Origin of the sequence: Psychrobacter sp. UBA6766 (assembly GCF_002453355.1) — a bacterium.
Classification (GTDB): Bacteria; Pseudomonadota; Gammaproteobacteria; order Pseudomonadales; family Moraxellaceae; genus Psychrobacter.
Genome location: NZ_DKGQ01000039.1, coordinates 100,389 through 123,173, shown reverse-complemented (window position 1 = coordinate 123,173; position 22,785 = coordinate 100,389). Strand labels below are relative to the sequence as shown.

Here is a 22,785-nt window from a genome sequence, read left to right as displayed (position 1 = left end):
AACAGGTTCAACAACAGGTTCAGAGCTAAGATTATTATCTATTAAACTTAACTCTTCATCATGGTTATGACTAATATATTGACCAAGTTCAGCATTACCATGAGCTGCGCTATGTGACCCAGCTTCACTTTGCATTTGATCATTCGCATCGCCGTTTTGTAGTGATGGTGTTGATACCGTTTCTGATGCTGGTGATACTGGCAAAGACTCTAAAGTTGACACTAATGAGGAAAGCTCAATATTGCTTGATGGCGCTGTATTTGATTCAATTGTAGCAGCGTTTTTTTCGATTAAAGGTGTAGTGCTAGATGATGCGGAGCTATCTGGCGGATTTACTAAAATCTCATCGTCGGATAAAGGTCGAAAAGCCAATAGACGTAAAATACACATCTCAAGCGCTTGCATCGGTGTGCTAGCCAATTTTACGCCTTCACGCGCTTGTACCACTATTTCATAATAAAGCTGTAAAACGTCAGGACTGATATGCTGCGCAAGCCGATTAATCTCCTGCGCTTGTGCTTCATTTACGTTAAGAGCAACTTCGGGCAGCAGTTGCGTCAATGCCAATTGATGTAGCAGCTCAGCCAAACCATCAAACATACTGGTTGCATCGACCATTTGTGCACGCATCTGCTCGATATGAGCAGCAACCGCAGTCTTATCGTGATTATAAATATCTGTGATTAAACGCACCAAATCAGCAGCATCAATTAAGCCAAGCATGGCATTAACCGTCACATCATCTAGCCCACCTTGCCCAAAAGCAATCGCTTGATCGGTCAATGATAGCGCATCACGAACAGACCCTTTTGCAGCACTGGCCAATTGCCAAAGTGCAGGCTGCGTATAATCCACATGCTCTTTGGTTAAAATATTGGCTAAATGCTCACTGAGTAGACGTTGTGATAAAGGCCGCAGCACAAACTGCAAACAGCGCGAGATAATCGTGATGGGCAGCTTTTGCGGATCAGTAGTCGCTAGTAAGAACTTTACATGCTCAGGTGGCTCTTCTAAGGTTTTGAGGAGCGCATTAAAGCTATGCGTTGACAGCATATGCACTTCATCAATCAAATAGACTTTGTAACGACCTTGGCTTGGCGCATACGGCACATTGTCAAGAAGCTCACGGGTGTCTTCAACTTTGGTGCGAGAGGCGGCATCAATCTCTATCAGGTCAATAAAACGTCCTTGATCAATCGCCACGCAATTATCACAGACGCCACATGGAGTGCTGGTAATACCCGTCTCGCAGTTTAAACATTTAGATAAAATACGGGCGATGGTCGTCTTGCCAACGCCGCGTGTACCCGTAAATAGATAAGCGTGATGAAGACGATTATAATCAATCGCATTAATCAGCGCCTGCGAGACGTGTGACTGCCCAATCAACTCGTGAAAGTTTTTTGGACGATATTTGCGTGCTAAAACTTGATATTGCTGCGTCATAATGAATGCCAATGTGAGTAATAATATAAATAGAGATTCAAATCAGCGACGTACCTTAAAATTAACTATCAAAGTAGGTATTGAAACCGTGCAACGAAATCCAGCATTGAAACTGGTTTCTAGCATAGATTAGGATTGCGCGCGTAACTCAGCCAATTGTTCATACAAACGCTGGGTATGTATATCGATAAGCGAGCCATGCTGATGAAAGGCATCAAGATGCACCTCGGTATTGACGCTGTCTTCACAAGGCCTAACATCAACGCCGATTAAAAACAAATCTTGCATAACAGGCTGCTGCATTTGCGCATTGAGCTCAAATAACAAATCTTGATGATTAGCACGGACCGTGTCGGCACTTAATGAGCTGCTGTCATCTTGAGCATAAAACACCATCAGGTAATGGCGCCCAAAGACATTATAAGAGTGCTCATGACGTACGTAGCCGGTCCAACGCGAATCCTGATCGATGGTTCTGTGCGCCAATATTTTTTCTACCAAACAAGCATAGGTATACATAGACTCGTCGACCAAAATATCAACCTGCTCTTTTGGTATTGGCGTCCCCGCGTCATAACACTCCTTGACTAAGCTGTTAAAAAGCTTGTACCACATGCGAGTATTTTTTTGAATTTCCACCTTCAATGCTTTAGCAAACTCAGTTTGCTCAGGCTGTGCCGCTTTTAGCAATCGTGGTTCAATCTCTGCTATCAAGTCATGGCTGACCAATTGTTTTTGAACGTCAATCGCCCTTTGATAAAAGTCTGGCGACTCTAAAAACTGGCCAAGCAAGGTTGATTCATCCTGAAACGCTTCAAACCCAGCAAGCTTACGGCGATGAAAGTCTAAAAATGCTGTCAAATCACTGGGCGTCACCAATTGCTTAAGTACCTCAGTAAAATTTTGATAGCTAAATACTTGCAGCACACTTTCTTCATCGTCTAAATCTAACACACAGTCTTCTGCAAAAAACTGACTGCCGTATTCATAACCAATCGCATAAGATGGCATTTCTATAGGCATGTTTTGATAGATGTTCTGAGAGTTGCTTCGATAGGTATTTTGATAAACAGGCTGAGCACTGTCTTTTTCAGTAACGTCTTGATGCTGAACTGAAAGTGATGTTAAGCCAATAAAATAAATCGCTTTATGCCCTGTTTTGTTAGATATCACTGTCTTGTCAGATATCGACTCATTTCTATAGGTAAGTGCCTTATCATTTTTAAGATACAGCTGGGCATGTTGCTTAATCAGCTGATTGACAACCTCTTTTCTCCACGTACGAACCTGAGCGTTATCAATATCGTGCTGATCAGCCTGCATCGTGACATCATTAACGATAAGGTAAACAATGGCATTAGAAAACTCAAAAACAAAATCATAACCCTGAAGATACTCAGGGTCAGTGATTTTGTCTGCGGTTAAGTCATACAGAGATAAAAAATTCTGCTGAATCATTTGTTGCCAAATCGATGCTGTTGCTTGCTGAGTGTCCATAATATCCCTATACATGCGATCTCATAAAGAACTTGAGACCATTCCGTTAAAAGTAGAAAAAGCCTTCTTATGTTCAGTTTAGTCCCAGCGTGAATTTATGGCAAGCAAAGCCGTTTAGCTATCAAACTTGCGGCGCATATGCGGAAATAAAATCACGTCGCGAATACTGGCCGAATCCGTAAATAGCATCACTAAGCGATCGATACCAATACCCTCACCTGCTGTTGGTGGTAGCCCATAAGACAAAGCTTCGATATATTCTTCATCAAAATGCATCGCTTCGTCATCGCCAGCGTCTTTTTCAGCGACTTGATCATGGAAGCGCTGGGCCTGATCGGCAGGGTCGTTCAGTTCGCTAAAACCATTGGCCAGTTCACGACCGCCGATAAATAGCTCAAAACGATCGGTAATCTCAGGATTGTCATCGTTGCGGCGCGCTAAAGGTGAGGTTTCAGCAGGATATTCTGTGATAAAAGTTGGTTGGCGCAATTGATGCTCAGCGGTTTCTTCAAAGATAATCGTCTGCAATTTACCAATGCCAAAGACGTCTTTGACTTGTTGCTTCAGTGTCGTTGAAGCGTAGTCTGCAAGATAATCACGATCGTTAATACGTGATATATCAAAGTTTTCTGCATATCTAGCAATCGCATCAGGCATAGACAAACGTATAAACGGCGCTTTTAGGCTAATGGCTTCACCTTGGTAAGTCAGCTCCGTCGTGCCCAAAATATTTACCGCCAGCTCATTGAATAGACGCTCGGTCAAATCCATTAAATCATGGTGATCGGCATACGCTTGATAAAACTCAATCATGGTAAATTCAGGGTTATGACGGGTTGAGACGCCTTCATTACGGAAGCTACGGTTAATCTCAAACACTTTTTCAAAACCACCAACCACGAGGCGTTTTAAATAAAGCTCAGGAGCAATACGTAGATATAACGGCATATCTAAAGCGTTATGATGGGTCACAAACGGGCGGGCAACCGCGCCACCCGGAATCGGATGCATCATCGGCGTTTCAACTTCCATAAAACGCTCATTCAACATAAACTTGCGAATTCCACTGATAATCTGACTGCGTATCACAAAGGTATCGCGGGTCGTCTCATTGGTCATCAAATCAAGATGACGATTGCGATAGCGCGCTTCGACATCAGCTAAACCATGGAACTTATTTGGCATTGGACGTAGCGCTTTGGTCAATAAAGTAAGCGCTTCGATATGAACGTACAAATCGCCTTTTCCAGAACGACCGATATAGCCAGACACCCCAACGATATCACCCAAATCTAGTGATTTAATCAGCGCTAATGTCTCTGCATCTAGCTGTTTACGTGCCACATATAACTGAATACGACCAGTCATATCTTGAATAACGATAAATGCCCCACGGTTTAGCATCACGCGGCCGGCAACGTTGACCTGAGTTTTTTCACCATTGGTGATTTTATCTTCGATTTCTTGCTTTGAGACACCGTCAAAAGCGGTTTGTAAATCCTGAGCATAATCCGTGCGCTTAAAGGTATTAGGATAAGGTTGCTTTCCTGACGCCTTGATGTCATCCAACTTGGCTTGCAGTTGAGCGATCAGCTCATTAGCGTCTTCTGGAGCTTGCTCTTGATTCGGATTCTGATTGTTGTGCTTTGACATAATACTCTCAAAATTATTAGATAATTAAAGGAATAAACGAAGTAAAATTAAAATAAAACGTTCAAGTAAAATTTATATTTTTGCTATTAAAAATAGCAAAATTGTTCTGAATTTTGACTTTCATCTTAGCTAAATTAGTCAGCTTTTGACTACCTTATTCAACTCCGCCAATACTGGCCATCAAGTCTGCTTGGTGTTCACGTAACAGGGCATCAAGGATTTCATCTAAATCACCTTCCATAATCGAATCAAGCTTATATAACGTCAAATTAATTCGATGGTCAGTCATTCGGCCTTGCGGGAAGTTATAGGTACGGATACGCTCTGAGCGATCACCACTACCAACCAAGTCGCGACGTATAGAATCGGCCACATCGACCTGCGCTTGTACTTTTGCCTGTTGGATTTTGGACACCAGCATTTTCATCGCATGGGCACGGTTTTTATGCTGACTGCGTTCTTGTTGACACTCTACCACGGTACCAGTTGGAATGTGGGTCAAACGTACCGCGGAATCCGTGGTGTTAACGTGCTGACCACCCGCGCCGCTTGAGCGAAAGGTATCCATTTTAATATCGGCAGGATTGATATCAACCGTATCATCAATCTCAACCTCTGGCATAACGGCAACCGTACAGGCTGAGGTATGAACACGACCTTGGCTTTCAGTTTCAGGGACACGCTGGACGCGATGAGCGCCCGACTCAAACTTTAAACGACCATAAACGCTATTACCAGATACGCGAGTGATGATTTCTTTATAACCGCCATGCTCACCTTCATTGGCTGATAAAATCTCTACCGTCCAACCTTGGTTTTGCGCGTATTTTTGGTACATTCGGAACAAATCACCCGAGAAAATCGCTGCTTCATCACCGCCTGTCCCAGCTCGAATTTCCAAAAACGCTGGTACTTTATCATTAGGGTCTTTTGGCAACATCATGACGTTAAGCGCTTCTTCCATCTCAGCAATGGTCTTACGCGCACTGTCAATCTCATCCTGCATCATCTCTTTCATTTCAGGGTCTGATGATTCCGCAAGCATCGTCTCTGCATCCGCTTGATCCGTCTCTGCCCGCAAATAGTTCTGCCATAACGTCGTGATCTCCATCAAGTCGCTATGCTCAACGGACAATTCACGGAATTTATTATTATCGCTGATGACACTTGGGTCTGATAATAAGGCGGTGACCTCTTCATAACGGTCTACCATCTGGTCTAAACGCAGGCGTAAGGATTCTTTCATAAAAGGACTTTTTTAAAATGAGTAAAATAAGAGAGTGATTATAGCAAATTTTTGCGCTTAATTTAAAACCTCTCAGCAATCTTACTATTATATTCGCAAACGGCTCGCTTTATCCCTAATTGTACTCAAATATGACTTTCCAATTTTCCCTGTCATACAGATAGATGAGAAAACGCAGGTAAAAAAATAGCTAAGAATACTCTTAGCTATTTTTATGATTATCAGAACATTTGAACGAAATATTATACTTTACGAACCAGTACCGAACCAATCGAATAACCCGCACCAAACGAGCAAATTACGCCCAAATCACCAGATTTTAACGCGTCTTTATAACGATGAAACACAATCATCGGACTGGCTGAGCTTGTATTGGCAAACTCGTCAATGACACTTGGAACAATCGCTTTATCAGCTTCTTTACCAATGACGGTACGCAAGATTAAATCCAACATATTGGCATTGGCTTGGTGCAACCACATCATCTTCACATCAGACGTTGGGATGTCGTTTTCTTGCAAGTGCTCGGTAATAACTTCTGACACCTTCGGACAGACTTCACGAAAGACCTTACGGCCGTTTTGCAAAAATAGTTTATCAGTGACGGGTTCTTTGATATCGGGGTACATCTCAGTCTGCGCCGCCAAGAACTCAGAGCGATCCATAAAGCCATATTCGTTTTTGATATTGGTCGAAAACTGAGTAAATAATTTGGCATTTAGAATCTCGTAGCCTTTTGGCGTATCAAGCTCTTCTACGATACAAGCCGTTGCCACATCACCAAAGATAAAGTGGCTGTCACGGTTGCGCCAATTTAGATGCGCTGAGGTAATCTCAACATTGACCACAGCAACGCGTTTGGCAAGACCAGAAACGATAGAACCATGTGCTTGCGATAAACCAAAAGTTGCTGCACTACAAGCAACGTTCATATCATAAGCAAAGCCACCAACCATACCAATCTCATTTTGAATCTCGATAGAGACCGCAGGATAAGTACGCTGGAAATTTGAACACGCAAGAATAATACCGTCTAAATCATTGGCCTCGAGACCTGCGTCAGCCAGCGCATCTTTCAATGCAGCAGCGCCCATTTCTGCCATGATAGACAGCTCTTCGCCCAAGTTACGATAGGCAATGACCGGTGCCATAATTTCAGGATCTAAGATACCGTCTTTTTCCATCACATAACGTGATTTGATACCCGATACTTTTTCAATAAAGGCCGCTGATGAAGGCTGCAACGCCGTAATCGTACCAGCTTCAATCGCGTCAGCATGCTTGGTATTATAATTATCAACATACTGGTTAAATGACTCTACTAACTCTTCATTACTAATGCTATAAGGGGGGATATACAGGCCGGTGCCCGTGATACAAGTCGTCATGATGTGCTTCCTTGTCTACTACAATAGTGCTTGCAATAAGCATAAAAGTGGAGAAAAACAACAGTCGTCTAATTTTCGGTGAATAACTGTAAACTTAAAATAAGTGCCTTTATTATGCCTGAATAATATAATTTTTCTAATACTTTGTTACAAATAATCAGCTTCTTAACGAGAATAAGTAAAGATTGACTTCATTTGTCGACAGCTGCGCTATAATTGCTGTGAATTATCATCGTTTAGTTGCAACTTGTTTGTTAACTCTCGCTTTTACTTTTTAATTTTGGAATAGCAATGGCGGAACTCTTAAACTGGTTATTCGGGCAATACGCCGACTATCCGACTCTATTTATTGTTTTAGAATTGATTGCAGTCATATTTGGGGTCAGTAGTGTCTTACTTGCCAGCAAAACCAATATTTTGGTTTTCCCTATTGGACTGGTTAGCACCGCCATTTTTGTCTATCTACTTTGGAAGTGGCAACTGTTCGGGGATATGTTTATCAACGCCTACTATAGTATCATGAGTATTTATGGTTGGATAAACTGGACGCAGAATAAAGATCGAGACAATCATCAAGATCCTATAAATCCAACTAGCCAGCAGGATAATGGCTTAGACCATGACAATACTCAAAACACCATTTTAGTAGAGCATTTAAGCACAAAGGATCTACCAATATTAGCAGCATTAGCGTCTGCAACCGTCGCCTTTGTCGCTTTGGTGTATTACTTCAGACCTGTTATCAATAATAACTTTAGCTTTGATGGTGCCGTACTGGGCTTGCATTTATTTACCTGGGTTGATTACACCGACATGCTGACCACCGCGCTGTTCTTAATGGCGATGTGGCTGATGGCGCGGCGTAAAATTGAACATTGGCTGCTTTGGATAGTTGCCGATGCGATTTCCGTTCCGCTGTACTTTTATAAAGGGTTAACCTTTACCGCGCTACAATACGTAGTGTTCACTCTCATTGCAATCTGGGCATACTATGAATGGCAACGACGCTACCGCGTTCAATCTCATGCAGCATACGCCTAAAACCGTTATTAATGTCGCGATACTAGGGGCAGAAAGCACTGGCAAGACCACCTTATGCCGCGATTTAGCCACAGATTTTGGCTGTCCGTGGGTGCCAGAATATATGCGTACTTATCTGCAAGCAAAATGGGATAGCGAGCAACTGACTTGTACGTGGGATGATTTACTGCCTATTGCGCAAGGTCAAATTGAGCTAGAAAACAAGCTGGCTAAGCAAGCGGCGCAGATGGCCGATAACAACCGTTATTTATTTTGTGACACCAGTTTATTTGAGCTGATGGTGTATTCCAATTGGTATTATGGCGATTGTCCTGAGGCGCTTGCGCAAGCGGCATTGGCACACCATTATGATTTAGTACTCTTGACCGAGGTAGATATCCCGTGGGTCGCTGATGATTTGCGTGATAGCGCGCATCAGCGTGAAGATATCAGTGCTTATTTTGCCAGTCAATTAACTCATCATAATCAGTCATTCGTTCGGATTGGTGGCGATAGAGATGAGCGCGTTCAGCAAGTGGCCAAAAGGCTTGAGCGATTTGGAAAATAAAACCCTATGATAAAATTCATTTATACTCACCTATTTTAACGCTTGCTTATCAATACTTACCTGATAATCTTACTATTTAAGGCTTCTGCCCAATTTCGGCAGTCATTCTCGCAACGTGGGCATAATTGGTCAGGATCTGAGATAAAGTCCACGTAGCCACAATACATACAAGCGTAATACTTGTCTGATTCTATCTGGGTAACTGCCTGACATTGCTTAGGAAAAAGTGGCAAACCATAGCTGACGTTATCAGATGGACATAGCAATAAACTAAACTTACCATCTGTCTCGAGTAAGCCTGTACGCACTTGGCCCAAATGCTCAACCCCTTGCTGACGCATTTCTGCAAAAAACTCATCGTGTGACATTGAACCTTTTCTGATCTTGTTGCAGACTAACATCCCATCTTCAACGATGTATAGCGCTTTGCCTTCTAGTAAATTTTCGAAAGGTTGGTAGCGCACCATACCCCACGTACAGAGCCGATACAGTAGAATTATCGTACTCATGATTAATACTGCTTGGATAATCGGTAGATCCTCAGTGAACATGGGGTCACCTGCAATAGAGCCTAGTGATAAGATAATGGTCAGCTCAAAGATGGACAGTTGACGAACGCCGCGTTTGCCAGTGAATCGTAAAAAGGAAATAATCAAAAAAAACATGACGCTTGCACGAATCAATATCTCTATGGCAAACGACCAAGTGGTATCATGAATAAAAATACTTGCCCAATCCATATATCTTTCCTTGTTACTATTTTTTAACGGAATGTCTACTTCAAAACAGCTCTAGTTAAAGCTGCCCTATTTTATGCAAAAACCTTGTTAATGTTCGTAGGAATTTTTTTGACTGCTTGGGGAATTTAGGATAAGGAAGGGCTAAAACTAGTAGCCGACGTTACTTGTCCAAATACGAACCACAACATGAATTTACATTTTTTATTGTAAGATACCGCTCAGTGTGACAAACAAAATTCGCTTTCAATCTTGAGGAATATTATGAAAAAATTATTAGCCGTCGTACCTTTTGCCGTACTACTAGCTGCTTGTGCTACTAGCGCACCGACCACTACGGCCCCAACCATTAATTCACAACCAGTGGTTCAATCATTTACTTGTGAAGATAATGGTCAAATCACTGCTGCATACACTGCAAATGGACAAGTCGCTAACTTAAGCGTTACCCTACCGAAAGTTGGCTTAGACAGCGCTAAAGTTAGCATGAAGCAAGCAGTATCAGGTTCTGGCGCTCGTTATATCAACGACGTTAACCCTCAGACGACTTACGATTGGCACACCAAAGCTGATTACGGCATCATGACCATCAAAACGGGAAACGGTCAAGAATATCAAGTTAACTGCCAACTATAAGAACCATAAATCATATAGTAGATTTAATTTAAAAGTGTTACAGCGATGAATTTTGCGCAGCTTCTGGGAACACAGCAAGCAAGGAAAATTTCTCTCTGTATCACCTCTGAACTTATGACAGTTTTACTTTTAATTGACTATACATGGTAGTTAATTAAGTAAAGTCTGTATTTTTACCAAAATTTGTTTAAAAAAAAAGCCAGTAGTCAAACTACTGGCTCTTTTTTTACTTAAGTTTTTGTGTCTATAGTGAGTTCAAAATAAAACCCATCTAAGTTTCTAAAAAGGTTTAGAAGAAAGATTTATCAAAGGTTTGTTTTAAGCTTTTAGGTTCGCTGCGTTTGACGCCGTTCAATTTATGGCGCGTCTCTGAGGCTATTTGATACGCTTTTAAACGTGACTGTTGCAAATTGCCAATCGGACGGTTCTCCTTTAGGCAGCGAAACGGCGTAAACGATAAATTTTCCATAATTTCAAAATGACCGTCATCAGGTATATCTTGGCAAGGAATCGTGAGCGTCGCTACTGTCACAAACGGCGCATCAGACTCTTTCCATTCTGTGGTTATCTCTTCAATCGGCTGCTTTTTAAGGTTACGACAAAGCTGAATCTGGACATCGAACTGATAATCATGCTCACGTATCTCATCAATAATCAACGGACGAATTGCTTCGTCGCGTGCGTTTATGTCCAGTTCACGGCGAGTAACTTTTTTAGCCGATGCCTTGGTTGGCGTTACTCGAATCTTTGCCATAAAATCGCCATGACGCACCACGCCTTGCGAATGAAAATCATAAAGCAGCGTATTTTTTGGCTCAATTTTCATAAATCCGCCAACCGCTTTAAACGTTTTGAAAGATTCTTTCGTCGGCAGTCTTGAGCCGTAGTTGGTTAGCCAGTTAAAGGCCAACTTCGCTTTACCAATTGCGCCTTTTTCAATGTATTTTGGCAATTCTAAAAACAGCTTAGAGATATAAGTATAATCTTCGATTGTATTACAGAAGAATACAGGATAATTAACCAAGTTAAAATCAAAGGTCGTACTGTTTTCTTCTCCCGGCGCCAATTTTTCACCCGGAACATCGAATACCTTTATCGCCAAACCTTGCGCCATACCCAATTTGCGATCAGCGGCAATAAAAGGTGCGCCATTAGAAAAACGAATCACCGCATCGTGAATGCCTGATTTGGCATAAAGACCTTGCGCGTACTCGGTAGGCAAATTATCTACTATCTCAAACTTGGCTTTAAGGACGCAGTAGCCTTTCGCGTGAGCATCGCGCGTATGATAATCGACGTTACTAACTTTATCACTTTTAGAAACATAATTTTTGATATCGTCAGTAATCGCACGAATATTTCGCTCGTCTTCTTCGCTTAGTTGAATATACTTTGCATCATAAGGCACATATTTAGGTTTGAATAATTTTTTTAACATTTTTTAATCCTTTTTATAATGAGTTGTTCTTATAAATGAACAGGTCTTTTTAAGATTTTAAGGCAATTCACTCATCCATTTTAACGCTGATAGACTTGGAATAAATAAATACTCACCGCCGTATAAAGTATTAAAGGTTTCGATACCGTGATAACGCTTACGGATAGGATCGGCAGGAACGGTAAAGGTATCAGCAGCGGCGTCTTTATCGCCATGATGCACACCAAGCATCGGATCTTTTTCTTCTCCTAAGCTCATAAAATTACCATCATTGACCCACTGCGATTGCAAAAACTCAACGGTCTCCATGGCATGGGCGTTGATACCAATAAAGAATAGCCCACGCTCTTTGCCATCGTCTTCCGTCACATCGGGCGGCAATACCTCTCCAAAACCAACGCTGCGTCTAACGATACGGTGAATACGCACGTCCGATAAAATAAAGTCTTTGCTATCTCTTGGATTCATACGCCGTACATGGGCACCAAATGGACATTTTTTGCCAAAAGGATCCTCTTTATAACCAAAATCATTGTTACGATTGGGATCCTCGCCCAAGTCCTTATTATCCTGCTCAGGAGATAAGACTAAAGGCGCACCTGAGCGCCAACGTCCCCACATTTTTGCGCCCAGCAACTCCGCTTCTTCGTCACTCTCCGTATTTTCTTTTAAAAATTTATTAAAAGCGGCAACATGACTGTTATAGGCACGCAATACCATGAATGAGCCGTTTTTACCCAAGACTTCTGGCTGCGGCATTGGTGCTATCGTGCCCGCCTCGCCTTTATAACCTAATACAAACTCCCCTGCTGCAATCGCCTCACCATCGAGACTGGGCGGTGTTTGAATTCCGCTACCTTTAATCTCAGGATTGCTGATGCCATCATGATAACCAAAGACATTTTTGACATTCGTATCCGAGCCAAAAGCGTGCTCCATAAGGATTTCAATATTGCCATCGGCGGGATTATCTTTATCAATGTGCGATTGAATATTTTCCTGTAGCTCGCGTAGCTTAATCTGCCACTTCTCTTTGCTATCAGCGATAATCGCTGCGCCGACATGGATATCGCCTTTATTGCCAAAAGGTGCAGCCCAGTTTTCAGGCGCATTGATATCAAAATCACGCAATTTTTCAGATCGCTTTGCCATACCTGCTTTAAAGGATTCCGGAAAGCTATCCAATGATGACTGCGGCACGCCTAGCGCCTTCAACCCATCATAAGTCATGACAATGGACAGCGTTGCTTGCATGTCTTTATGCCACGCCTTACTGCCAGTTACGTCTGGCAAGACGGTTTTGAGGAGTTGGCGCCCAGCCTCTCCATTATTAATCTTCAGTGCGACGATTGTTCCGTAATAAGGCGTCGGTCGATCGCGTAAAATGATAGATTGAATGTCTTCTAGCTGCATAGTGACTTTATTTGGATTGAAGACGCCACGCGCTTTATGAGTTAATGTTTCAATACCATCGCCCACTTCTTTTTTAATATCCGTTAACCACGATTCAAAATTGCTGTCTTCGATATGATTGCCAAACTCGTCTTTCAATTCGTGCAGCTTGGCGGTTAAAGGATTATTATCTTTTGAAGTAAGATCGTCTTTATTATCGTTATCTCGACTACTTTTACTCATTATTTAACCTATTCATGTACTTTTATGAGTTTACTTCGCCCTTACCTTTTATATCATCCAGCCCGTTTTAGAAATGATGATATAAAAGGAAGGCATAATTAGTAATATCTTACTGGTGCCTAATAGACCCTATGACTGCGCTTCGTCTAGCGCCTTATTAATGCCTTTAACAATGCGCTCTTGGCGGCGAATATCTTGAATAGTCAGATGCGGAACCCCCACATACCAAGCCGCGGCAGTAATTTGATGGTCTAAAATAAACTGTTTGACGCTCGGATTTTTAATACCTGGCCAACCTTCGACGCTGCCAAATAAAATGTCCATTAGCTCAGGGATTTTGGTCGCAAAATCATCGATATAAGGGTCCCAATCGCCATCATAAGCAGTACAAAACAGCACCCTTGTGTCATTGTCTAAAAACACAAAACGTAAGTCATGTAACGTACCAACTCGCGTTGCGCCTGCCAAATTACCACCTGCGATTTCTAATACTTTTTTTAGGCGTTCCGCCCCGCCTTCTTTTAACGGTGCAATGACGGTTAACTCTGAAACCTTGCCCGATTTAAGCCCTTTTTCACCGGCAGTGGTCGTCGAATGATCAAAGCCATCATCGCCGCCTTCTTTTAAATTGGCGACCAATAATTCAGCGCGCAATTTAAAGTCGTCAATAGATTCAGTGATTTTTTCTTTTAGGTCTTCAGAATTATCGATAATGCGTTTCTTATTGCTTTTAGAACCATTGTCCTTAAAGTCATTGTTCTTAGAATCATTGCCCTTAACGTTGTTGTTCTTAAAATCCTTACTCATAATAGTTGCCCTATAATTATGTCGTTATTGTTCCAAAAATATCTGATGAAAAGATACTTTATAAAAATAAGCTATTGTTTGCTGTTAGCTTATTAGCGTTTACCATAACAGACGTTATAAAAAGTGCGAAGCGGAGCAAGTTATTCACACAAAATAAAACAGAGAGTAAACGTCACTCTCCTTTCATTTTTGAACAAAACTTCAGAATTGATCTCATCCTTATTTCTCAAAGACAGTTTTTGCAAACGGGTATCGACATTACCGCAAATAGCATTGGAGTAATCGGGGTTTAATGGCAGCCATACGCATCGAATAAATCATTAGGATGAATACCCAGCTCATCATCACAAACAACTTCTCACAAATAAGTTCTCATAAATAACTCTTCTGCGCAAAATAATGATTGACTCCCACTATATATTCATAATATAACATATAATTAATACATTCATTATTTGATATGTATTAGATGTTAATAGGCTATTCGTGGATAGTCAAATCACGGACAGATTTAGGGGGGGGAAGTCAAATGATTCGTTTCAGCTACACTCTCAAATGTTGGGCGTTAGGTATCGCCTATTTACTCGGCTTTTACTTTATTGTTCTCTCAAGCAATCCCGACTTCGCCAAATATCTCTATATTTTGGCCGTTAGTACCTTACTTTTCCCGATTGCCAAGCGTGCAGTCGATGTCGTTACCGATTTCATTGCACCGCACACCATTATCTTCAATGGCTTATTATCGTCATTACTGATTAATATCGTGATTTGGGTATTGACGCCGATTATCGTCGCACTGACCTTTGTTGCGTTATTTTTTTATACCATGGGTGTGATTACAGAAAATCTAAGGGCAAAGCCCTAAATCAGGTTTTATTGATTCCTAAGTGATGTCATCTGACCATTAAAGCAAAGACAGAGTCATATCGTCTTTGCTTTCAATTTATGGTGTAACGACTTTACCGCTTTACTCAACCCAAAACCCTAATCAAAATGCTGGTTGCTAATCATTTATCATATAAAATATTTTGTTTAATTATGCGCCATACAATAAATATTCATTATTAATTGGCTCACAAAAGGCTTATGCTGTAAGGTTAAAAATTGATTTACCAATTGGCGCTACTGCTGTCATTTTAATAAATGACGGTCTTGTTGCGTCTTAATCAGGGCTTTTTATTGAAAGGATTTTATTGAATGACTACTGCTACTCGCCAAGAACACGACCTACTCGGCTATCGCGACGTTCCCGCTGAGGCTTACTACGGCATTCAGACCTTGCGCGCTTTTGAAAACTTCACCGTCAGTGGGGTACGCTTAAATCAGTTTTCGACCTTTATTCGCGCGTTTGCCACCGTTAAAAAAGCGGCAGCGATTGCCAATAATAAAGTAGGCGTCCTCAATGACACGGTTAAAGACGCTATTACAGCGGCGTGCGATGATTTAATCGCGGATAAATATCATGACCAGTTTATCGTTGATATGTTTCAAGGCGGTGCAGGAACGTCAACCAATATGAATGCCAATGAGGTGATTGCCAATCGAGCCCTAGAAATCCTTGGTTATGAAAAAGGCGATTATCAGCATGTGCATCCAAATAACGATGTCAATCTGTCACAATCAACCAATGATGCCTACCCTACAGCGATGAATGTCGCGTTAGATGATTATTGCGTTCATCTATTAGGTAAAATGGATATTTTGTATAACAGCCTAAAAAACAAAAGTGCCGAGCTTGCTGATCAATTAAAAATGGGTCGCACGCATTTGCAAGACGCCGTGCCTATGACCGCAGGTCAAGAGTTCAACGCCTTTGCAACCATGATCAAAAAAGAGATGGATCGTATCGAATCTACTCGTGCGCTATTTCATGAAATCAATATGGGCGGCACGGCGATTGGTACAGGTTTGAATGCGCCAGCTGGCTATTCTGAAGAAGTTGCCAAAACTTTATCAGAGCTGACTGGCAGACCTTATTATATCGCTGAAGACTTGATTGAAGCGACGCAAGACACCAGTGCTTATGTTGCCTTGTCTGGCAACTTGCGTCTTTTTGCCGCTCGTTTGTCTAAGATTGCCCATGATTTACGATTACAGTCTTCAGGACCACGTGCAGGCTTGGCGCAATATCGCTTGCCTGAAATGCAGCCTGGTAGCTCCATCATGCCGGGTAAAGTAAACCCTGTGATCCCAGAAGTCGTGAACCAAGCTTGTTTCCATGTCATGGGTATCGATCATACCATCGCTATGGCATCAGAAAACGGTCAGCTACAGCTAAACGTCTTTGAACCAGTCATTGCCTTTAACTTGTTTACTGGTATGAGCATGCTGGCCAATATCTGTGAGATGTTTGCCACGCGCTGTATCGATGGTCTGATGATGAATAATGAGGCGTGTAGCGTCGAGGTATTCAATAATATCGGGCTGGTCACTGCGCTAAACCCGCATCTTGGTTATGATGCGTCTTCTTTTGTCGCAAGAAGAGCACAAGAAACGGGTGGTAGTGTGTATGACATCGTATTAGAAGAAAAACTGATGGATAAAGCGACGCTGGATGATATCTTGTCTCCTGCCAACATGGTGTATCCAAAGGTTAGAGCCTTACTGTAATCTATCTTTAGTTAAATAAACAGGCTGGGTTAGCGGTTGCTAATCTGGCCTTTTTTTGAGAAAAAGGTAATTTCTAAGATTTTGAATGTATACATTAACGAGTTTTTTTATTCCCAAACTAAGAATGATCGCTATACATAATTTGAATTTTTAAATATTTACTGATTAACTTCATTTCTTTATAGACTTCCCATGTATGAGCTCTCTTCACTCCTGAACTCGAAGGATCTTTCATTACTAAATAAGATATTAGATTCAGACTATGACAACCTTTAAGTACATAGACTTCGCTCGGCATTCTCAATATTCTCGAAAAAATACTATAAAGTAGAATAGCCTGTTTTTTTGCTAAAACCATTGAAGATAATCTTTTAATTTCATTTTGCACATCTTGACTGACATTATTATTTATAAAACCAGACTGCTCCCTAAGAAATAGAGCAGAAACTTCTCCAAGTACTTCTTTAAACTCTACTATAGGCTCTAACATCAATTTTAAAACAAATTGGCCCAATACAAAAATAGTGACACCTGCAATTATAGTTAAAAACATTTAACAAGCCTCACATTTAACGAGAGATTATATGAAATCAGAGATGAAAAGCAGCTTTAAAAATTTTTAAAACCTTATAATAGTTCGAATAGGGTGTGCCAAGCGTACCGTTAGAAAGTACATCTCATGAAAACGGTGCGCTAGGCGCACCCTACCACTATAAGATAAAATACCATCTTAAATCATCTTATCCCACACCTTACTTAGACGCTTCGGTGATACCGCCATGCGGGTTTTCATCGGCTGCGCAAATAGCTGAATGCGATATTCCTCTACCATCCAGCGATACTCACTAATGGCTTTATCATTGGCGCGGTTCGCAAGCCGCTCCATGTGCTCATCAAGAGCGTAGACCCCGTCAAGGTCAGCTTCAAGATTGTGCTCAAGGCGCTCAAGACGAATCTCTAACGCTTCCAAATAACGCGGATACTGCTGCCAGTGGCTATAATCCATCCGATAAACAAAATCCGCCAAATGCAAATCTTCTAGCTGGTCTTCGATATCTTCGATAGACTCGCCAAATATCTCTCGATCGAGCATCAATAAACTTTGACGGATACGCTGCCAACGGGTATAGACGTTTTTAAGCGTTTTTATGACGTTTTGACCGATCAATAAAAAGTTACCTGTCACCACTTCCAGGGTCTTCTCGTATTCCTCAGTAGTAAAAGGCAATTCTTCAGCTAGCGCCACTGCACTATCATCAGCACTTTCAGGCAAGTCGGCACTATGATCAAACAACACATAATGCTCTTCAAGCGTCGCATCCAATGCCGCATCGATAACGATGGTTTTTAGTTTCTCCATATCGCCAAGTGGTGCAAAGGCCAATTTAAATATCTTATCGATTTGACTGGTCAGCTGCTTTTTCTTCGCGCCAAGCTTACCTTTTATTAAAGTCAAAACCCCGACACGGTATGCCTGCAACGCTGCATTAACGTCGGTATATTGGTGAATCGATACCGCCTCGCCTGCTTCGTCAGCAACCAAAGCAGCAAACTGCTTCATCACCACGCCCGCGCTATGATGGTTTTTGCTAAAGGCAAAATGCTCAGGAAACTCGGTATGCGTGCCTTGCTGCTCATTCACCGCTTGGCGGGTCTCACTAGCATGACGAATTTGCAACGTTTGCAGGTCGCGACCTTTTTCAATAATGCGGTTTTTATCGTCGACGACGCAGATTTGCGGCTGCAAATAACGATCAATGCTAGCAGGATTAAAGCTTTCTGGCGTCACCGACATAATACCGCGACGATTTAAAGCTTGGCACAGCTGCTTTAGTAACCCTTGACCACCCGCAGGCTGCAACTCATCAAACAAACTATCGGCGGTATCAGGAATCGGTACAATTTGACGGCGGATATCCTTGGGCAATGACTTGAGTAATTGCAATACCAGCTCATATCGCCAACCGGGTACCCCCCACAATAGCTCAATCGCATCAAGTTGCGGTAGTGCGGCAAGCGGCACACGAATGGTCACGCCATCATCATCGCTTGACGGATCAAAGACATAACGTAGCGGTAATTTTAAATCGCCCAATTTCCACACTTCTGGAAAATCGCCTGTCGTTGGCGCTTGGCTATTAAGCACGTCATCATCGGTGAAGAATAGATACTTAGTATCAGTTTTTTCCACCTCGGCACGCCAATCTTCAAACGTTTTACGACTGGCAATATGCTCAGGGATTTTTTTATCATAAAACTGATACAGTGCTTCTTCATCAACCAATAAATCACGACGGCGTAATTTGTCTTCGATGCGTTCAATATCGGCAATTTTGTCCATATTATGCTGTAAAAATGGTGCTTGCCGACCTAAGTTGCCAGTCACCAAACCATCACGAATAAAGATTTCTCGCGACTCAGCCAAGTTCACTTGCTCATAATTGGTCAGCTGCTTACTGACAATAATCAGACCGAATAAGCTAATCTGCGCATAGGCTTTGACGCGTCCGGTTTTCTTTGACCAATGCGGCTCAAAGTAGTGATATTTTAATAAGTCACCAGCTGCTGAGATAATCCATTCAGGCTCAATTTTGGCAACCGTTCGCATAAACACTTGCGAGGTTTCGACCACTTCAAAGGCCATCACCCAAGGCGGAACTTGTTTAAACACGGTACTGGCTGGGAAAATTTTAGCTTTTTGCTGGCGCGCGGCTAAGTACTCACCACGATTTTCAGTTTTATGCGCAATCGTAGATAACAGACCCGTTAATAACGCACGATGTAAATTGGCATATTTAACGGCTTTGAGCTCTTCATCTTCAATCGCCGTAGGGTCGCTCGTCACATTCTCTAAAGAAGCTTTTTTATTGCTACCTTTATTAGTGGTTTTTGCATCCTTGACATCGGTCAGTTTCAGCTCAGTGACCATTTGTACCAGCTGACGATGGGTTTGATTCCACTCGCGCACACGCGGGAAGCTCAAATAGTTTTTCTTGGTAAAATTCTTACGCTGATTACCAGACAGTTTGTTGCCGTCTTCGTCTTTTTCAAACAGGGCTTTCCAGAGACTTAAATAGAATAAGAAATCTGAGTCATCTTGGCGAAATTCTGCATGCTTTTGATCCGCTTGCTGGCGTTTATTGGCAGGACGCTCGCGCGGGTCTTGAACAGCAAGCGCAGCAACCACAATCAGCATTTCGCGGATACAATCAAAATCGCTACCGGCGACCAACATTCGTGCCAGCCTTGGATCAATGGGCATGCGTGCCATTTTCTGGCCAATCGCTGTCAAACGTAGATGGTCAAGACCTTTTTGACTTTTGGCATTGTTCGTTGCACCGCCTTTAGAGGTAATCGCGCCAAGCTCATCAAGCAATTTATGCCCATCAGTAACCAAGCGGCTATCAGGTGGTTCAATAAAATCAAAATCATCGACACTACCTAATCGCAGGTTTGCCATTTGCAAAATAACTGACGCTAAGTTGGTACGTAAAATCTCGGGTTCGGTAAATTCAGGACGACCGGTAAAATCCTCCTCAGAATAAAGACGAATACAAACGCCCGGAGCAACACGACCACAGCGACCTTTACGCTGATTGGCAGCAGCTTGTGAGATGGCTTCAATCGGTAGACGCTGAACGCGCGAGCGATACGAATAACGCGATATCCGCGCAAATCCCAAGTCGATTACATAGCGAATACCGGGGACGGTCAGCGCCGTCTCAGCAACGTTGGTGGCGATAACAATACGTCGACCACGACCTGATGGCCGAAAGATACGCTGCTGCTCTTCATAGGTTTGTCGTGCAAATAGTGGCAGCACTTCGGTATGCTTGGGTCCATGACGCTCAAGCACCTCTTGCAACTCGCGAATCTCAGCTTCTGTGGCAGCAAATATCAAGATATCTGCTTGGTCGGCATGACCTTTATTTTGTGCATCGCTAAAACATTCCTCGACGGCAGCAACCACCGCACGCGGCAGATTCTCTTCAAAATCATCATAGCTGTCATCATCCGAGCTATTTACTGGCTCATCAGTTAACGGACGATAACGAACTTCAACGGGGAAACTACGACCTTCGACGTTAAAGATGGGCGCAGGGACGTTACGTTTTAGCTTAGCGTCATAATGGCTAAAGTATTCACTAAAGCGCTTTGTATCGAGGGTTGCTGAGGTAATAATAACTTTTAAATCTGGGCGCTTGGGCAGTAGTTTTTTTAGATAACCCATAATAAAGTCAATATTTAAGCTACGCTCATGAGCTTCATCAATAATGATGGTGTCGTATTTACTCAAAAATCGATCGTGGCCCAATTCAGCCAGCAAGATACCATCGGTCATTAGCTTCACGACCGATTGCGCTGTGCCTTGCTCATTAAAACGAATCTTAAAACTCACGGTATTACCGAGCTGCTCGCCCAATTCTTCCGCGATACGGTTTGCCACACTACGAGCAGCCAGCCTTCTTGGCTGAGTATGCCCTATTTGCCCCCTAATACCGCGACCTGCTAGCATGGCAAGTTTCGGTAATTGGGTGGTTTTACCAGAACCTGTTTCGCCTGCCACGATAATCACTTGATTATCAATGATGGCTTGAACCAAGTCATCAGCACGTTGACTTACGGGCAAATCGAGATTTAATGTGGCTGGCAAATTGGCTGGAATACTATCCATGCGTGCCTGAACTGCTTGCTGTGAGCGAGTCTTTATTTTGTCGTATTGTGCGCGTTTTTTAGTTAACACATCGTCAGCTTTATTGTCAGAATCTTTCTTATCTTTTTTATTATTAGCCACAGCGGCACGCGCCAGCTCACGCTCTAAGCGGCTGAGATAATAGCTATCCTTAGCTAAAACCGGTAAGTCGGCGGCAACCTTAGCGTGCGAAAATGTGTTATCACTGTTTACGGTGATATTTGAGTCATCATTATTTGGGTTGGTAGCTTTACTGGATTCATTAGCGCTTAGGTCATTGGTTATGTTTTTAGTAGGAGTTTCTGTAGTATTCTTAGAAGTATTGGGCATATTTACTTAGGCTATTTATTATTTAGAAGTGGTTAGATTATGGGGATAATTTCGATGTGATTCAAGATAGTTATAGTAGTTGGTTGACACGCCAAAATATTAATCAATTACTGGTATGAATGAGCTGTCGACTGGTCGCAGCTCCCGTAAAAAAGGCATGGAGCTTTTGCAGTGGCAGCATAGGAAAAGGTAGGTGCAACGAAAGTAACAATCTTTCAAACACCACCACCTCATCAGCTAACAATTTAGCGACATCAGGCTGAATCTGGGGATTTTCATAAAGGTTATCAATTAGCCACGTTAATTGTGGAAAATTGGCATTATTGTGGACCTGATAAAGCGTGGTCAATAGCTCATCAGATATCTGGCTACGCGTTTTGCGAATGATATCGTTTTTATAGTACATATTTAAAGCCATATTATCCTAATTTCCTTAAATTCTTGATACTCAGATAACCAACGTACTCTTTATCATCAGCATTCGCAAATTCATCGCTATGTTTAGTCAACGGCTCAATGAGTAGCCGAACATTAGAGATAAGGTCATTGACGTTATATATGTCATCGATATCTACCTCAAACTTATCATCAATATGCGAAGCCGCATTAAATGGCGAGTCCTTGTCTTTATAAGTAAATTGTTTATAGAAATCGCTCTGCTTAGCTTGTTTAATCGCGTCCGCCTGACTGTCAGCAACGATAAGCAATTTATAATGAAACTCTTCAAAACTACCGCACTGATAACCTCCTAGATTGATAAAGAATAACTTTAAATCGTTGGCACTCTCTGTTTGGCTACTTGATTCGATCAATTTAATCACATAATTATTAACTTTGCTAATCGCTCGATAAGAGTCGATGTGCCATTTATTTTTAACCTCAGGCCAGTGCTGATTGATATCCTCTATCAGCTCGCTGACTTGGTTGGCCACGCCAAAAAATATATCGTGCTGCTCAATCAAACGACCTTTAGGGCGACCACCAAGTTGCACCATAAACAGTGTTAGCATTTTACCCATTCCATTCTTAGATATATAAAAATTATAGATAACACAATCAATATTATCAGCTTGATCTAAAG

General features: G+C 42.1%; 18 protein-coding genes. 5 read left to right on the top strand and 13 right to left on the bottom strand.

What is annotated here, in order from left to right; all coding sequences use genetic code 11:
- From dnaX to B4K26_RS08725, 5 genes are all read right to left on the bottom strand, one after another.
- The coding region (dnaX, locus tag B4K26_RS08745) for a DNA polymerase III subunit gamma/tau (RefSeq protein WP_296244877.1) at window positions 1-1,446 on the bottom strand (1,446 nt) is incomplete at its 3' end.
- 129 nt (window positions 1,447-1,575) lie between these two features.
- Window positions 1,576-2,958, bottom strand: coding sequence for a hypothetical protein (locus tag B4K26_RS08740; RefSeq protein WP_296244875.1), 1,383 nt, complete (start codon window positions 2,956-2,958; stop codon window positions 1,576-1,578).
- Between the two features lie 99 nt (window positions 2,959-3,057).
- On the bottom strand, window positions 3,058-4,596 hold the full coding sequence (gene lysS / locus B4K26_RS08735) for a lysine--tRNA ligase (protein ID WP_296244873.1): 1,539 nt from the start codon (window positions 4,594-4,596) through the stop codon (window positions 3,058-3,060).
- Between the two features lie 154 nt (window positions 4,597-4,750).
- Complete coding sequence (gene prfA, locus B4K26_RS08730) at window positions 4,751-5,842, bottom strand: peptide chain release factor 1 (RefSeq protein WP_296244870.1); 1,092 nt, start codon at window positions 5,840-5,842, stop codon at window positions 4,751-4,753.
- Window positions 5,843-6,084: 242 nt separating this feature from the next.
- The gene (locus B4K26_RS08725) at window positions 6,085-7,230 is read right to left on the bottom strand and encodes a beta-ketoacyl-ACP synthase III (RefSeq protein WP_296244869.1); all 1,146 of its coding nucleotides are present in this window, start codon (window positions 7,228-7,230) and stop codon (window positions 6,085-6,087) included.
- 291 nt (window positions 7,231-7,521) lie between these two features.
- Here B4K26_RS08725 and pnuC point away from each other — a divergent pair, with 291 nt between their 5' ends.
- Window positions 7,522-8,271 carry a nicotinamide riboside transporter PnuC gene (gene pnuC, locus B4K26_RS08720; RefSeq protein ID WP_296244868.1) on the top strand — a complete coding sequence of 250 codons (750 nt, stop codon included), beginning with the start codon at window positions 7,522-7,524 and terminating at the stop codon, window positions 8,269-8,271.
- Entirely contained in the window at window positions 8,222-8,818 is a 597-nt protein-coding gene (locus B4K26_RS08715) for an ATP-binding protein (RefSeq protein ID WP_296244866.1), read from the top strand. The genes pnuC and B4K26_RS08715 overlap by 50 nt, the downstream gene beginning before the upstream one ends.
- Window positions 8,819-8,874: 56 nt before the next feature.
- Here B4K26_RS08715 and B4K26_RS08710 read toward each other — a convergent pair whose 3' ends face one another.
- A complete protein-coding gene (locus tag B4K26_RS08710) occupies window positions 8,875-9,558 on the bottom strand; it encodes a DUF421 domain-containing protein (RefSeq protein WP_296244864.1) in 684 nt (227 codons plus the stop codon).
- 261 nt (window positions 9,559-9,819) lie between these two features.
- On the opposite strand from B4K26_RS08710, the gene B4K26_RS08705 reads away from it, so the two are divergent.
- Complete coding sequence (locus B4K26_RS08705; protein ID WP_296244862.1) at window positions 9,820-10,191, top strand: MliC family protein; 372 nt, start codon at window positions 9,820-9,822, stop codon at window positions 10,189-10,191.
- 289 nt (window positions 10,192-10,480) lie between these two features.
- Here B4K26_RS08705 and B4K26_RS08700 read toward each other — a convergent pair whose 3' ends face one another.
- The 3 genes from B4K26_RS08700 to B4K26_RS08690 form a co-directional block, all read right to left on the bottom strand.
- Window positions 10,481-11,629 (bottom strand): catalase family protein, encoded by a 1,149-nt coding sequence (locus B4K26_RS08700; RefSeq protein ID WP_296244859.1) that lies wholly within the window; start codon window positions 11,627-11,629, stop codon window positions 10,481-10,483.
- A 57-nt stretch (window positions 11,630-11,686) separates the two neighbouring features.
- Window positions 11,687-13,264, bottom strand: a complete 1,578-nt coding sequence (locus tag B4K26_RS08695) for a Dyp-type peroxidase (protein ID WP_296244857.1) — start codon at window positions 13,262-13,264, stop codon at window positions 11,687-11,689.
- A 129-nt stretch (window positions 13,265-13,393) separates the two neighbouring features.
- Window positions 13,394-14,071: a hypothetical protein gene (locus B4K26_RS08690; RefSeq protein ID WP_296244856.1), complete on the bottom strand. Its 678-nt coding sequence runs from the start codon at window positions 14,069-14,071 to the stop codon at window positions 13,394-13,396.
- A gap of 529 nt (window positions 14,072-14,600) precedes the next feature.
- Here B4K26_RS08690 and B4K26_RS08685 point away from each other — a divergent pair.
- Entirely contained in the window at window positions 14,601-14,936 is a 336-nt protein-coding gene (locus B4K26_RS08685; RefSeq protein ID WP_296244855.1) for a hypothetical protein, read from the top strand.
- 332 nt (window positions 14,937-15,268) lie between these two features.
- Window positions 15,269-16,681 (top strand): aspartate ammonia-lyase, encoded by a 1,413-nt coding sequence (locus B4K26_RS08680; RefSeq protein WP_296244854.1) that lies wholly within the window; start codon window positions 15,269-15,271, stop codon window positions 16,679-16,681.
- A 118-nt stretch (window positions 16,682-16,799) separates the two neighbouring features.
- Here B4K26_RS08680 and B4K26_RS08675 read toward each other — a convergent pair whose 3' ends face one another.
- From B4K26_RS08675 to B4K26_RS08660, 4 genes are all read right to left on the bottom strand, one after another.
- The gene (locus tag B4K26_RS08675) at window positions 16,800-17,234 is read right to left on the bottom strand and encodes a hypothetical protein (protein ID WP_296244853.1); all 435 of its coding nucleotides are present in this window, start codon (window positions 17,232-17,234) and stop codon (window positions 16,800-16,802) included.
- A 177-nt stretch (window positions 17,235-17,411) separates the two neighbouring features.
- Window positions 17,412-21,704 carry an ATP-dependent RNA helicase HrpA gene (hrpA, locus tag B4K26_RS08670; RefSeq protein ID WP_296244849.1) on the bottom strand — a complete coding sequence of 1,431 codons (4,293 nt, stop codon included), beginning with the start codon at window positions 21,702-21,704 and terminating at the stop codon, window positions 17,412-17,414.
- A gap of 103 nt (window positions 21,705-21,807) precedes the next feature.
- Window positions 21,808-22,122, bottom strand: coding sequence for a hypothetical protein (locus tag B4K26_RS08665; protein WP_296244848.1), 315 nt, complete (start codon window positions 22,120-22,122; stop codon window positions 21,808-21,810).
- A 1-nt stretch (window position 22,123) separates the two neighbouring features.
- Window positions 22,124-22,714 carry a DUF1543 domain-containing protein gene (locus B4K26_RS08660; protein ID WP_296244847.1) on the bottom strand — a complete coding sequence of 197 codons (591 nt, stop codon included), beginning with the start codon at window positions 22,712-22,714 and terminating at the stop codon, window positions 22,124-22,126.
- Window positions 22,715-22,785 lie beyond the last annotated feature (71 nt).

Excerpts from the sequence above, each read along its gene's own strand:
- B4K26_RS08740 (WP_296244875.1), bottom strand. The coding sequence starts at position 2,958 with ATGTATAGGGATATTATGGACACTCAGCAAGCAACAGCATCGATTTGG.
- lysS (WP_296244873.1), bottom strand. The coding sequence starts at position 4,596 with ATGTCAAAGCACAACAATCAGAATCCGAATCAAGAGCAAGCTCCAGAA.
- prfA (WP_296244870.1), bottom strand. The coding sequence starts at position 5,842 with ATGAAAGAATCCTTACGCCTGCGTTTAGACCAGATGGTAGACCGTTAT.
- B4K26_RS08725 (WP_296244869.1), bottom strand. The coding sequence starts at position 7,230 with ATGACGACTTGTATCACGGGCACCGGCCTGTATATCCCCCCTTATAGC.
- pnuC (WP_296244868.1), top strand. The coding sequence starts at position 7,522 with ATGGCGGAACTCTTAAACTGGTTATTCGGGCAATACGCCGACTATCCG.
- B4K26_RS08715 (WP_296244866.1), top strand. The coding sequence starts at position 8,222 with ATGAATGGCAACGACGCTACCGCGTTCAATCTCATGCAGCATACGCCT.
- B4K26_RS08710 (WP_296244864.1), bottom strand. The coding sequence starts at position 9,558 with ATGGATTGGGCAAGTATTTTTATTCATGATACCACTTGGTCGTTTGCC.
- B4K26_RS08705 (WP_296244862.1), top strand. The coding sequence starts at position 9,820 with ATGAAAAAATTATTAGCCGTCGTACCTTTTGCCGTACTACTAGCTGCT.
- B4K26_RS08700 (WP_296244859.1), bottom strand. The coding sequence starts at position 11,629 with ATGTTAAAAAAATTATTCAAACCTAAATATGTGCCTTATGATGCAAAG.
- B4K26_RS08695 (WP_296244857.1), bottom strand. The coding sequence starts at position 13,264 with ATGAGTAAAAGTAGTCGAGATAACGATAATAAAGACGATCTTACTTCA.
- B4K26_RS08690 (WP_296244856.1), bottom strand. The coding sequence starts at position 14,071 with ATGAGTAAGGATTTTAAGAACAACAACGTTAAGGGCAATGATTCTAAG.
- B4K26_RS08685 (WP_296244855.1), top strand. The coding sequence starts at position 14,601 with ATGATTCGTTTCAGCTACACTCTCAAATGTTGGGCGTTAGGTATCGCC.
- B4K26_RS08680 (WP_296244854.1), top strand. The coding sequence starts at position 15,269 with ATGACTACTGCTACTCGCCAAGAACACGACCTACTCGGCTATCGCGAC.
- B4K26_RS08675 (WP_296244853.1), bottom strand. The coding sequence starts at position 17,234 with ATGTTTTTAACTATAATTGCAGGTGTCACTATTTTTGTATTGGGCCAA.
- hrpA (WP_296244849.1), bottom strand. The coding sequence starts at position 21,704 with ATGCCCAATACTTCTAAGAATACTACAGAAACTCCTACTAAAAACATA.
- B4K26_RS08665 (WP_296244848.1), bottom strand. The coding sequence starts at position 22,122 with ATGGCTTTAAATATGTACTATAAAAACGATATCATTCGCAAAACGCGT.
- B4K26_RS08660 (WP_296244847.1), bottom strand. The coding sequence starts at position 22,714 with ATGCTAACACTGTTTATGGTGCAACTTGGTGGTCGCCCTAAAGGTCGT.